This is a genomic window from Thermosynechococcus sp. B1 (genome assembly GCF_030322985.1).
In the GTDB taxonomy this organism is placed as follows: domain Bacteria; phylum Cyanobacteriota; class Cyanobacteriia; order Thermosynechococcales; family Thermosynechococcaceae; genus Thermosynechococcus.
The window spans coordinates 2,180,768-2,192,972 of sequence record NZ_CP096573.1 but is presented as its reverse complement, the minus strand read 5'-3'; the positions used below and the strand labels follow the sequence as shown (position 1 = coordinate 2,192,972).

Below are 12,205 nucleotides of genomic sequence, written 5' to 3'. Positions count from 1 at the left end.
GGCTTTTCGAGAATGCAGCAAGTGGCACCGTTTATTCCTCCTTGGGCAAAATGGCTCAATGGCATCTTTTTGGTGTGCCTAGGACTGGGCATTCTTGCCTTTTGTGGCTACCTTTATTACTTTCATGAGACGTTGATACTGTACGCGCCGTTTCTCCTGCAGGCGGCAATTACGACGTTTTTGATCTCAGTCTTTAGTTTGCTGTTGGCGGTCATCTTGGGGGCGATCGCCACCTGGGCGAGGTTGCATCCTGTCCCGCCATTGCGCTGGCTGAGTACGGTTTACATTGAATTTGTGCGCGGTACCCCAACCTTGGTGCAACTGCTGGTGTGGGGCTTTGGCATTGGTGGGCTCTTGAGTCAATGGGGTTTTGATCCTCGGCAAATTGCCTTTGATGTCATGACCGTGCTGCAAAGCAACCGCTTGGTGTCACCGCTTTTTAACTACATTTTCTACGGCATTCTTGGCTTGGGCTTTAACTATGGTGCCTATTTGAGTGAGGTCTTTCGCAGTGGCCTAGAGGGGGTTCCCAAGGGACAAACAGAAGCCAGCCTCAGCCTTGGCCTCTCGGGTCGGCAAACCCTATGGCGGATTATTCTGCCCCAAGCCATTTTGATTATCCTGCCCCCCTTTACCAATAACTTCATTACGCTGATGCAGGACTGCGCCCTCCTGGTGGTGATTGGTGTGCCCGAACTGCAAAACATGACGAGCACCTTTGCCAATCCCATTACCGATCCGCAGCGGAAGCTCTTTATCTATGTCTTGGGTGCGATGTTCTACTTTGCCCTCTGTTTTCCTCTGTCACGGCTCTCCCGCTTCCTTGAGCAACGGTGGCAGCGATCAGCTATTTCATAATCAAAACCGTTATGAGTATGATATAGTAAGCATAGCTGTTAAAAAATGTGAACAGCTCTATTCAACCTGTCGTAGTTAGGAGTACGAGGTTTTCTATGTCTGACTGTCTGCGTGTTGGTCAGCCCGCCCCGGATTTTGAAGCGGTTGCTGTTTATGACCAAGAGTTCAAAACCGTCAAGCTCTCGGACTATCGCGGTAAGTACGTTGTTTTGTTCTTCTATCCTTTGGACTTCACGTTTGTTTGCCCCACAGAAATTGTCGCTTTTAGCGATCGCTACGATGAATTCGCCAAACTGAACACCGAAATCCTTGGCGTGTCTGTGGATAGCCAGTTCTCCCACTTGGCGTGGACGCAAACCGATCGCAAAGCTGGTGGTGTTGGCGATCTCAAATATCCCCTCGTGTCTGATCTGAAAAAAGAAATCAGCACCGCCTACAACGTGCTGACCGAGGAAGGGGTGGCACTGCGCGGTCTCTTCATCATTGACAAAGAAGGGATTATCCAACACGCAACGATCAATAACCTGGCCTTTGGCCGCAGCGTCGATGAGACCCTGCGGGTGCTACAAGCGATTCAATACGTCCAAGCTCACCCCGACGAAGTCTGCCCTGCGGGCTGGCAACCCGGCGACAAAACGATGAACCCTGACCCTGTCAAATCCAAAGTCTATTTTGAAGCGGTGGGCTAATTGCCCCTCTGTCTCAGACTGATCCGTGCTGTGAACCTGCCCTTGGGGTGGGTTCTTTTTTTGTCTCGCCAAGACCTGTGGGAAAACGTTAGGGTGGAACAGGAGGCCTTTTACCGAAGAGGGAGGCAAACATGACGGTCGATCGCCGCCTAATGCAAGCTGTAGAAACACTGGGGTACCGAGTGACCGCAGGGGATGTGGCGGGTACGGTGGGATTACCACTGCAAACGGCTGAAAAAGGATTAATGGCCTTGGCTGCCGATGTTGGCGGCACGCTACAAGTGGCCGAAAGCGGCGATATTGCCTACGTCTTCCCGAGAAATTTTCGCAGTATCCTGCAAGCAAAATACTGGCAACTGCGACTGCGGGCGGTGGCGCAGCGGGTTTGGGGTGTTGTTTTCTATCTGATTCGCATTTCCTTTGGTATTTTTCTCATTGTTTCGATAGTTCTGATTTTTCTGGCGATCGCCATCATTTTGATTGCCCTTTCCAGTCAAGGGCGAGACGGTGACGATCGCGGCCAAGGCGGCTCTTGGGGGGGCGGTGGCATCAATTTTTGGGTCTTTCCCGACTTTTGGTATTTCTTTGGCGATCCCTCTCCCCAGCGATCGCGCCCCCGGTCACAGGACAATGACGAGGAAATGAACTTCTTTGAGGGGGTCTATTCTTTCCTCTTTGGCGATGGCAATCCCAATGCCGACCTCGAAGAACGCCGCTGGCAACTCATTGGCCAAGTGATCCGCAACAATGGCGGGGCAGTCACGGCAGAGCAAATTGCCCCCTATCTCGATTTAGAAACAGATCCGGGGGACGATGAGTGGTATATGCTGCCGGTGCTCACCCACTTTAACGGTCGCCCCGAAGTCACAGAGACAGGGCAGATTATCTATCGCTTTCCTGAGTTACAAACGACGGCTCAAACTCGCAAAGGTCAACGGCAGACGCTTCCCCCCATCTTGGAAGAGCACCGCTGGCGCTTTAGTCGGGCACCCGCTTGGCAAATTATGGTGGCCATTGGCTTGGGCTGTGTCAATCTGATCGGGGCGCTGATGCTGTGGTACCTCTTGGGAGATGGGGCGATCGCCCAAGAACTGGGGGGGCTGGTGGCCTTTGTGGCCTCCATCTTTTGGATTTTGCTGGGCTATGGTATTGGCTTTTTGGGTATTCCCTTGGGGCGGTACTACTGGTTACTGTGGCAAAATCAACGCATTCGCGATCGCAATGCCCGCCGCTACCACTACGCCAATATTCTGACCAATCCCACACCGCAGTTGCGTGCCAAATTACGGGCAGCTCAAGCCTATGCCCAGCAGCGGCAAATCCGTGAACAGGATGTTATCTATCGCTCAGATCAGGATTTAGTGGAGCAGGAACTCGCCCAATCGGAAGCCATCGATCGCGAATGGTTACGCCGACTGGAATCGGAGTAGATCATGACCCGCTCCTCCCTGCGCCCAGCGGCTGCCACTGGAGATCTCAAGGCCATTCAAGCCCTCCTAGAAGCGGCTCTTGCTCCCAAGGGGATAACCGTCACGGTGAGCCAGCGGCGCGAATGTCTCTTGTTGCACCTCCAGTGTCCAACGAGTGTCCCAGCTGCAATTGTGCTAACGCTACTCGCTCGCGAACTGATCCACTGGCCAAGCTATGCCCACAGCAGCATCCTGATCACGGCCTGCCAAGACAGCCATGAACTCTGGGAAGAGGTGCTTGATCTCACCAGTCGCCATGAGTTACAACGCCTTGCCAAGGGGGAGCATCTACGTCAGACTCTCTCCCTCCCTTCTCCTCCTCGCAAGGAAGAGTTCGGCATTCCTGTCCAACCCCTCAGCACCAAAGATTGGCAAGTGATCGCGGCGGGGTTGGGTCTATCGCTCCTTCTTCTTACATCAGAGCAGGTGACGTTTTTGCTCAGTCCGCTGATTACCCTTGTTCACGAGGTGGGGCATACGGTGATGGCGTGGCTCTTTGGCTATCCAGCGGTTCCCGCCTTTGATTTTCGCTACGGTGGTGGTGTCACTCTCCATGGCGATCGCGCGGGTGGCATCGTCCTGCTCATTTATACGGGATTGCTGGCCTTGGTCTATTTCTACCGTCACAATCGGCTGACCCTTATTTGCCTTGGGGTCTTTACGCTGCTTTATACCCTTGTGGCCTTTAGTCCAGTCCATGAAATGCTCTTTGTAGCGATGGGGCATGGCTTTGAACTCATTTTTGCCGTCATTTTTCTCTACCGTGCCCTCAGTGGTTGGGGCTGCCGCTATCCCATTGAACGTCCCCTCTACGGTATGGTGGGGTTTTTCATTGTGTTTTTTAATATGCGCTTTGCCTGGCAGTTGCAGTTTAATCCTGTGTTTCGGGAGATGTACCTGATGGGCAAAGGGGGCATTGATCACGATTTTGTGCGTCTGGCTCGCGACTTTTTTCACACGGACTTAGCCACCGTGGTGGGGCTGTACGGCTTTTTTGTGGTTCTGACACCGGCGATCACCTTCCTGCTCTATCGTTATCGCCAGCTCATGCTGTACCTGTTCATTCGCCTCTTTATCTCTGAGGGCTAAAGGCTACACCCCTTGGCCACCACAGCAGGAGCCAAACTGGGGGAAGATAGATATGGCCAACCATTGGAAATTGCTCAGAAATGTCCCTGACCGTTGGGGCGATCGCCCCTTCCTTTGAACTGGCGGATGCTACGGGTGAGCGGGTGCGTTTGGCTGACTTTCAAGGTCAGTGGGTGATTCTCTACTTTTATCCCCGTGACAATACCCCCGGCTGCACCAAAGAAGCCTGTGCTTACCGCGATGTCAGTGCCACCTTGGGCGATCGCAACGTCGTTATCCTAGGCATTAGCCCCGATAGTGTCGCCTCCCACGCCAAATTTCAGCAAAAGCTTAACTTGCCCTTTCGTCTGCTGGCCGATGTGGACACCAGCGTTGCCCAAGCCTACGGCAGCTATGGTCCGAAAAAGTTCATGGGCAAGGAGTATCTCGGTGTTTATCGGGATACATTTCTCATCGATCCCACGGGCAAAATTGCGGCTATTTATCGGCGGGTGAAGCCCGATGCCCATGTGGCACAAGTGCTGGCGGATCTGGAGCAGCTGCAAGCGTGAATTGGTTCTGGCGAGTTGTCCGTTTTTTCCTGAAGCGATTCTGGCGGCACCCCTTTGTGGCAGTGTCGGTGATTGCCTTGACAGCGGGCGATCGCCTAATTTTGGTTCAACGCCGCGATACCGGCCAATGGTCACTGCCGGGGGGCATGATGGACTGGGGAGAAACGATTCTTGATACGGGTGCCCGCGAACTGGCGGAAGAAACAGGGCTGCGCCTCAAGAGCTTTGAAGGCCTAGTGGGGGTTTACTCTGACCCGAAGCGAGATCCCCGTGTCCATGCCGTGTGTATCGCGATCGCTGCCCGCGTTGTCGGTGAGCCGCAGGTTTTGGATGTCAAGGAAGTGCGTGCAGTACAAGCCTTTCCCCTCAGTGACCTCCCCTTAGCCGATCTCGCCCACGACCATGCCCAACAGTTACAGGACTATTTGAGTGGACATCTAGGATTGTCATGAACACCAAAGCTAGGTTGTTAAGTCTTATTTAACGATATCGCACTTTCGTTTAGTGGAACAAACGGCTACTAATGCAGTGGAAACAGCTAAGCGACTGTTTATCCTCTTTCAAAAAGATGAACAGAAGATTCACGCCGTTGGCCGCAGCGCTTCCACAAGCTTGAGGGTATTTCGTGTCATGTGTCGTCGTCCTCTACTGAACCTTAAACACGTCTGCCATCATACAGGGCTTTCTTTTCCAGCGGCAACCAAAGCCATGCAATCCCTAGAAAAACTTGACTTAGTGCGTGAGATAACGGGGCAGGAACGTAACCGTGTGTTCGCTTATCATAGTTACCTAAACATATTAAATGAAGGTACAGAGACACGCTAAGAGAATTCACACCACTTGATCTATCGTGAGGAGACGCCCACCCCCGTGGAACCGATAAAGAATCATTGGGTACTGTTGTACGTAGGATTGACTTCAGCACTCGCGAAATTCTGCAAGATGGGGCGCCGCTGCCAAACAATGAGCAGCGAAAAGTAGGGCAGGGTTAACTCTGGATAGTTCGTCAGGGGGGTGTAGATTTGCTGTTGAGGGGTTGTTGCCCAGCTCACCACTGCCGCCTGTTCCAAGAGGTGGTGTTCCTTGAGCCAATGCCAGACGTGGCCATAGACCGATCGCACCTTCATTAAAACCACCACCTCCGCCCATGCCCATACCCGCGTCAAGTCCTCCACGTGGTACATTGCTGGCAAAATCGCTAGGCGATCGCTCCCCAAGGTCAGGGGCACCCCTAAGCTAGCCGCTGCGGCCAAAGGCGAGCAAATTCCCGGAATCACTTCAATCGCAATATGGGGGTCAAGGCTCTGGACGGCTGCCGCTAGATAGGAAAACGTACTGTAGAAACTGACATCCCCCTCAGAGACAAAGACCACATCAATGCCCTGAGCGAGGTAGGCATAGACTTGCTCTGCCGCCTTTTGCCATGCCTGTTCTAGAACATCTTCTGCAAGGACATAGGGGAATTCGAGGGGCAGATAAATTTGCTGGGGTTCTTTGTAGGGGGAAATGATCTCCTCGGCAATGCCGCGCCGTCTTTGTAGTCCCGCCGGAAAGGCAATCACCCTTGCTTGCTGTAAGCGTCGCCAACCCTTGAGGGTAATGAGTTCGGGATCGCCGGGGCCTACGCCAATGCCACAAAGGGTGGCCATTAGCCCCATCCCCACCAGTGCCCCAGTTGATAGACACTGCCACTCACCACCCACGCCATCACCAAGGCATAGAGGGTCGCAAAAATCGTAAACTGCCCGCGTTTCGATTCACTCCAGAGGGTGGCAAGGGTGCTCAAGCAGGGGGTGTACAGGAGAGTAAAAAGCATAAAGCTGTAGGCCTGTAGGGGCGTTAAATCTTGGGCGATCGCCTGCTGTAACGAGGTACCCGAAAGGTGATAGATTACCGCCAACGCGCCAATCACAATCTCCTTGGCCACAAAGCCGACAATCAGGGCGATCGTCAGGGCAGGTGTAATGCCCACCGGTGCCAAAAGCGGCTGTAGCGCTATCCCCAGTTGACCCGCCCACGTTTCTGGACTTGAGGGCGTTGCATTCAGGGGTAAATGGGTCAATGCCCACACCACCAAGACACCTATCATAATGAAGCCCGCGGCTCGCGAGAGAAAATGCCGCACCTCCCCCCACGCCCGCAGAATCACCTGTCGCCCCGTCGGCCAGCGATAGGGGGGCAACTCCAGCAAAAAGGGATCCGTATTCGGGAAATAGCCCTGGAAACAGAGGGCAGTAAGCAAGGCCGCCAGAATACTCCAGCCATAGAGAGACAGCAGGACGACTGCCCCCCACTGCGGGGGAAACAAACAGGCAATGAGAAAGACAAACACCTGTAGCCGCGCTGAGCAGAGGGAAAAGGGAATGATCAGCATCGTCAGTAGCCGCAGCCCCGGCGAGCGAATAATGCGGGTGGCCATCAGGGCGGGGACATTGCAGCCAAAGCCCATCAAGCTGAGGACGAAACTGCGTCCATCTAAACCCAAGCGTGCCATCAGGCCATCCATCAGGTAGGCGGCACGGGCAAGGTAGCCACTGTCCTCAACGATCGCCATCACAATAAAGAAGATGGTGACTAAGGGCACAAACGCTGCCACCGTGGTCATACCGCCATAGATGCCCTCAATGAGCAAACTGCTGAGCAAGGGGGGCAGCCCCGCAAGGAATGGCTCCAGCACCTGTCCCTGAAAGGCTTCAAACGCATCACTAAGCCAGCCTTGAACCCCCAGCCCTAGCACCCATACCACTTGAAAGACAAGGTATAGCCCTACAAAAAAGAGGGGCAGTCCCCACAAAGGGTGTAGCAACCAGTGATCCAACTGTTCTGTTAGTCTGCGAACGGTGCGACTGGGGAAAGTAACGGTGCCCGCCAATAGGGGCGCGATCGCCCCCGGTTCAATTTCTGGCAACGTTGGCTTGAAGAGCGGGGCTTGGGGAATCGGTGCTTCCTTGAGGGCATGGCAAATCGTTTCGTAGGCCTCCCAATAACCACCACCATATTTGGCACTCAGAGCCACCACCGGCACCCCAAGGCGATCGCTCAATTTCTCGGTATCAATCTGAATCCCCAGTTGCCGCGCTTCATCGGCCATATTCAGGAGCACCACCATTGGTAGTCCCCAAGCCTTCACCTGAAGGGCTAAGCGCAATTGATGCTGAATCTGACTGGCATTGAGAATAACCAACACCAGCCGCACCGGCACCCGTTGGAAAAACTCACGCACAAGGGTTTCATCGGCAGCCGTCCCCGCCAGATCGTAGATGCCCGGCAAATCCACCAGTTTAACCATTTCACCATTGAGGGAAATCTCGGCTTCTGCTAAGTCCACCGTAATCCCCGGCCAGTTGCCTACATGGGCACGGGCAGCGGCAATGCGATTGAAAAATGTGGATTTACCAGTGTTCGGGAGGCCAAGAAGGGCGATCGTGCTTAGGGTCATTGGCGCGGCTGTGAGGATTGCAATTCAAAGGTACCCGTGTCGCCACTATTCAGGGGAATGAGCAGACGACTCAGGAAGCGGCCATCCTCTAATTTATACATATCGAGGTTATAGCCTAGGCGTTGACACAGGTTAAAGCAGACTTTGAGGTGTCGTCCGGGGGGCTGATCAAGGCTGGAGGGAGCAAGCCAGTCGAGATGTTCGAGTTGGTGCAGTTTAATGAGTAACTGTGGCTCTATTTCCCCATTGTCGGTGATTGACAGTTCCAGCCAAGACTGCATTTTGCCCCCCTGACCCATGCCTTCAATTTGTTGGCACCAGATGTCAATGCGGCCTTGGGAGGGCGATCGCTGGCAGGCAAAAAGCAACAACTCGTAAAGGATTAACTCCAGCTTGCTAATGTCACCATTGAGGGTGAGGACAGGTTGATTGTGAACTTGAATCCACAGTTGTTTGCGCTGCTTCCAATTTTCGATGCGATCCATCACTCGCTTGAGGAGCACCGCTAGGCCTGCTGTGTCAGTCGTTTTGTCCAGTTGCCATACCTCATGACTCAAGAGGGGATGGAGGGATTCCAACTGGGTTTGCAGGAGTGTGCCCAACCGCCGCAGCAGGGGAGCCGCCTCAGGGTGTTGCTGAACCCATTGCGTCAACTGATTGCAGAGACTCGCAAGTTGACTATAGACCTGTTCAAGGCGACGGTGCTTGTACCAGTTGAGGGTTTCAAGGGTTTGCCAGCCTTGGGTGAGCATTTGAATGAGGGAAGTACTGCGGTGTGCCCAAGCCAAATGGTTGACAAGGGTAAGGAAGGCCTCTAGGTGCAAGGTTGACCACCGGCGATCGCGGCGATCGGCGACAATGAGAACCCCAGAGGGTTCGTATTCCGGATCAGTGCGCAGGGCGATCGCCAAAATTTGGCCAATGTCTGGTCCTGAGAGCCATTCCCGCGTACGCGGATCCAGTTCTAGGGCTGTGGTTTGAATTAACCAAGCGTAGGGATTGCTGGTGACATCGGCTTGGGAGGCCATCAGGGCACTGTGGATCAGCGGATCCTCATAGAGGGCAATCTCAGCATCGTTGTGAATGGCAAATTTGGGATGGCCGGGGGGCGGCGCCACAATCGAACCAACCGTCTGACCGGGTCGCCAAGTCACTAAGGCCACAAGGGGCACCTGCATCAAGTTCATCAGTTGCTGCAAGCCCGTCAGTTCAATGCGCTCGAGGTTTTGGGTGCGTTGCAGTGCCGTAAAACCCGCCAACATCGCTGATCGCACCTGCTCCTGCTGCGTATTGGTGGTTTGCAGTTGCCACTGATGGCTAATGAGGCCAAGGGTGCGCGCCACCTCTTGGATCAGGGTTTGCTGACTTTTGCTCCAAACTGTGGGTTCAGTGCGCCCCACTAACAGCAGTGCTTCCAAAGAATGGCCGGGGGTGGTGGTTGCCACTAGAAGGGACTGAATATGCAGCTTGCCGAGAACCTCTTTCCAAGAGTAGAGGCGCAGTTCATGGCTGTAGTCCTCAAGGGCAATGGCTGTGGTTGCTGTTTCCAGAAGTTGCCAATCCATTTTTTGTAATGGCGGGAAGGGCGGATGGCGATCGCGCCCCCGGGGCGCTGGATACTGAAATAGGACATCAAACGCTTGGGTCAGGGAGTTGTAGCTTAACAAAAAGACCCACTGTGCCCCTAAATCTGCCGCTAACCTTTCGCCCGCATGCTGGAGCACCCGCTTCCAGTCCTGCTCATCACAAATCGCTTGCGCCAACTCACTCACCAAGCTTTGGGCATGCTGGGTCTGTGCTAGGAGGTGCTCGAGGCGTTCAGTGGGGGCGGCTAGGGCCAATAGCTCTGCGGTGACTTGGAGGAGTTTCTTCTCGTTGTCATTCCAAGGGTAAGGCTCACTGCGCTCGAATGTGAGAAAGCCCACGACATCCGTGCCCACCACAATCGGGGTCGCCACTAGGGCACGGCAATTCAGCATTTGCATTAACCGTAAGGGTGCGGTAGCACTGACCACACTTTGACTATCGCTGACACTCACGGTTTGGCCGCTGGCAAGGGCAGTATAACAACCTGCTAACTCCTGCTGCGTAATCGCTAAGGGTTGCCGCTGGCTCTCGCGGCTCTGGAGTTTACCAACGGTGTAACTGCGCCGCCGATAGAGGGGTTGCTCCAAATCTCGCCAAAAAAGGCTGGTACGTTGAGGTTGACAGAATTGGTGCACTGCCAGCAACAGGGCTTCAATGCGTTGACCCAAGCTAGGCGCACGGCTGGCCGCCTGAAGCAGATGGCGTACGGGGTCATCACTAGTAATTGTGGGAGCAGCCGCTTGCTTTGCTTCTGGTGCTGCTTTCGTTGCTGGCGTGGCTGTTAGGTGTTCCAGTTCGGCGCCAAGGGCACTCACCAAAAGGCTCATGTGGGCCAAATCATCCCCCCGCAGGGTATCGCCCCATGTGGTGGAACCGATCATGAGAATGCCGAGGGGTTGACGATGGCGGATAATGGGATAGATGGCCGTGCCTTGAATGCCCAAACGGGTAGCGGCTTCCCGTAACTCTGCTAGACGTGCTTCCTCCTTGAGACTGGGCAAACTAATCGGCTTGCGGTTCATCAACACCTGATCGAGAAGGCTGCCGGCAGCAAGGGTCAGTTTCTGCTTGAGGAAGGGATGATCACCAACGGGCGTGGTTCCCCCTTGGCCAATGAGTTGTTTGGCGGCTTCATTGTATAGTCCCAGCCAGACAAAGGACATGCCGAGGGTTTCTTGGACAAAGCTGACCAAGGGAGCAATGAGTCCGCCAATTTGCTCTTGCTGTTGCAGTTGCTTAATGGTGTTAACCAGTGCCGCCAAAGCGGGGCTGACCTTCGAGGATTTGGCAGAGGTCATAGGGGCGATCGCAACCGAGAAGGATGTCTTCTATTCTAAACTTTGCCCCTCCGCAATCCTGTGCTGCAACTCACAGCAGGCAAGGAGAAAGTCTGGGGGCACAGGGGCAGGCCATGTCCCCTCAACTCGGCGATCGCCCAACACAATTAGATGCAGGCTATAGGCATGGGGATAGCCCTCCAATTCCAAATGCACAGCATCGTTGCTGCCACTGAGGGTAATCATTTCCTCTGCCATCAATTCGGGGGTGATCGCCTGAAGCTGCCCGTGAAGTTGGCAAAATAAATCCACAAATGCCTTGAATTCTACTGCGGTGAGTTCCGTGGCCCAATCCTCAGCGCCCACCAGAGCGGCATAGAATTGATCATTGCGCCAGCCCACCCGCCAGCCTTCCCCCACCCGCAGTTCCACAGACTAGCTCTCTAAAACGTGGGTACGAGGCTACTGCTGCCGCCAAAGAGAGCCCAAGACAGGAAAAAGTTGAGAATAAAGATCGCCAATAGCGAAATCACCACAGCCGCCGTAGTGGATTGACCGACCCCCTTGGCGCCCCCTGTGGTTGTAATGCCCCAATTGCAGCCAATGATGGCCACCACACCGCCAAAAATGCCTGACTTGATAATTGAACTCCACAGATCCCAAGTTTGCAGAAAGTTCTGAATGGACTCAATATAGACCCCACGGGGAATGCCGTAGAGATAATCGGCAATCATCAAGCCCCCCCACAGCCCCGTTACGAGTGCCAAGATATTGAGAATGGGCAACATCAGCACACAGGCAATAAACCGTGGCACCACCAGATAATCTACAGGATCCGTGCCCAACATATAGAGGGCGTCAATTTGCTCAGTGACTTTCATGGTGCCAATTTCAGCCGCAAAGGCAGAGCCAACTCGCCCGGCGAGTACCACCGCTGTCAGTACTGGCCCTAGTTCCCGCGCTAGGGCGATCGCCAGTACGCCACCCACCGCAGAGGTGGCACCAAAGGTAATAAATTCACGGGCGACCTGAATCGTAAACACCATACCCACGAAGGCCGCTGTAATCAGGGCAACACTAAGGGAGGCAGGCCCCACCAAAGCCATTTGCTCAATTGAGTTGCGCAGCGCAATTCGCCCCCGCACCAGATAAAAGATCACCTGACCCGCCAAGAGAAAGGCTGTACCCAAGCGTTGTACACCCTGACTTGCACGCCAGCGCAGCCGTGGCCACTTCATCGCCTTCA

At 54.3% G+C, this 12,205-nt stretch carries 11 protein-coding genes; 6 read left to right on the top strand and 5 right to left on the bottom strand.

Annotation, left to right across the window (positions count from 1 at the left end; translation table 11 throughout):
• Positions 1-12 precede the first annotated feature (12 nt).
• The 6 genes from M0644_RS10890 (at position 13) to M0644_RS10865 (ending at position 5,108) form a co-directional block, all read left to right on the top strand.
• Positions 13-858 carry an amino acid ABC transporter permease gene (locus tag M0644_RS10890; RefSeq protein WP_149820773.1) on the top strand — a complete coding sequence of 282 codons (846 nt, stop codon included), beginning with the start codon at positions 13-15 and terminating at the stop codon, positions 856-858.
• 95 nt (positions 859-953) lie between these two features.
• Positions 954-1,547, top strand: a complete 594-nt coding sequence (locus tag M0644_RS10885; RefSeq protein ID WP_149820771.1) for a peroxiredoxin — start codon at positions 954-956, stop codon at positions 1,545-1,547.
• Positions 1,548-1,678: 131 nt separating this feature from the next.
• Entirely contained in the window at positions 1,679-2,977 is a 1,299-nt protein-coding gene (locus M0644_RS10880) for a hypothetical protein (RefSeq protein WP_286625687.1), read from the top strand.
• A gap of 3 nt (positions 2,978-2,980) precedes the next feature.
• Entirely contained in the window at positions 2,981-4,105 is a 1,125-nt protein-coding gene (locus M0644_RS10875; protein ID WP_286625686.1) for a hypothetical protein, read from the top strand.
• An 80-nt stretch (positions 4,106-4,185) separates the two neighbouring features.
• The gene (gene bcp / locus M0644_RS10870; RefSeq protein ID WP_286625685.1) at positions 4,186-4,656 is read left to right on the top strand and encodes a thioredoxin-dependent thiol peroxidase; all 471 of its coding nucleotides are present in this window, start codon (positions 4,186-4,188) and stop codon (positions 4,654-4,656) included.
• Positions 4,653-5,108 (top strand): NUDIX hydrolase, encoded by a 456-nt coding sequence (locus M0644_RS10865; RefSeq protein ID WP_286625684.1) that lies wholly within the window; start codon positions 4,653-4,655, stop codon positions 5,106-5,108. The genes bcp and M0644_RS10865 overlap by 4 nt, the downstream gene beginning before the upstream one ends.
• 435 nt (positions 5,109-5,543) lie before the next feature.
• On the opposite strand, the gene M0644_RS10860 is transcribed toward M0644_RS10865, so the two are convergent.
• Genes M0644_RS10860 through M0644_RS10840 form a run of 5 tightly spaced genes read right to left on the bottom strand, consistent with a single transcriptional unit; the run spans position 5,544 to position 12,197 of the window.
• Positions 5,544-6,305 (bottom strand): precorrin-2 C(20)-methyltransferase, encoded by a 762-nt coding sequence (locus M0644_RS10860; protein WP_286668710.1) that lies wholly within the window; start codon positions 6,303-6,305, stop codon positions 5,544-5,546.
• Positions 6,305-8,095 carry a ferrous iron transport protein B gene (gene feoB / locus M0644_RS10855; protein WP_149820759.1) on the bottom strand — a complete coding sequence of 597 codons (1,791 nt, stop codon included), beginning with the start codon at positions 8,093-8,095 and terminating at the stop codon, positions 6,305-6,307. Before feoB ends, M0644_RS10860 begins: the two co-directional genes overlap by 1 nt.
• Positions 8,092-10,980 (bottom strand): GAF domain-containing protein, encoded by a 2,889-nt coding sequence (locus M0644_RS10850; protein WP_286625682.1) that lies wholly within the window; start codon positions 10,978-10,980, stop codon positions 8,092-8,094. The genes feoB and M0644_RS10850 overlap by 4 nt, the downstream gene beginning before the upstream one ends.
• 30 nt (positions 10,981-11,010) lie before the next feature.
• The gene (locus M0644_RS10845) at positions 11,011-11,391 is read right to left on the bottom strand and encodes a DUF1818 family protein (RefSeq protein ID WP_286625681.1); all 381 of its coding nucleotides are present in this window, start codon (positions 11,389-11,391) and stop codon (positions 11,011-11,013) included.
• An 11-nt stretch (positions 11,392-11,402) separates the two neighbouring features.
• Entirely contained in the window at positions 11,403-12,197 is a 795-nt protein-coding gene (locus M0644_RS10840) for an MlaE family lipid ABC transporter permease subunit (RefSeq protein ID WP_399363245.1), read from the bottom strand.
• Positions 12,198-12,205: the final 8 nt, after the last annotated feature.

Coding starts and splice junctions, on each gene's coding strand:
- M0644_RS10890 (WP_149820773.1), top strand. CDS start 13: ATGCAGCAAGTGGCACCGTTTATTCCTCCTTGGGCAAAATGGCTCAAT.
- M0644_RS10885 (WP_149820771.1), top strand. CDS start 954: ATGTCTGACTGTCTGCGTGTTGGTCAGCCCGCCCCGGATTTTGAAGCG.
- M0644_RS10880 (WP_286625687.1), top strand. CDS start 1,679: ATGACGGTCGATCGCCGCCTAATGCAAGCTGTAGAAACACTGGGGTAC.
- M0644_RS10875 (WP_286625686.1), top strand. CDS start 2,981: ATGACCCGCTCCTCCCTGCGCCCAGCGGCTGCCACTGGAGATCTCAAG.
- bcp (WP_286625685.1), top strand. CDS start 4,186: ATGTCCCTGACCGTTGGGGCGATCGCCCCTTCCTTTGAACTGGCGGAT.
- M0644_RS10860 (WP_286668710.1), bottom strand. CDS start 6,305: ATGGCCACCCTTTGTGGCATTGGCGTAGGCCCCGGCGATCCCGAACTC.
- feoB (WP_149820759.1), bottom strand. CDS start 8,095: ATGACCCTAAGCACGATCGCCCTTCTTGGCCTCCCGAACACTGGTAAA.
- M0644_RS10850 (WP_286625682.1), bottom strand. CDS start 10,980: ATGACCTCTGCCAAATCCTCGAAGGTCAGCCCCGCTTTGGCGGCACTG.
- M0644_RS10840 (WP_399363245.1), bottom strand. CDS start 12,197: ATGAAGTGGCCACGGCTGCGCTGGCGTGCAAGTCAGGGTGTACAACGC.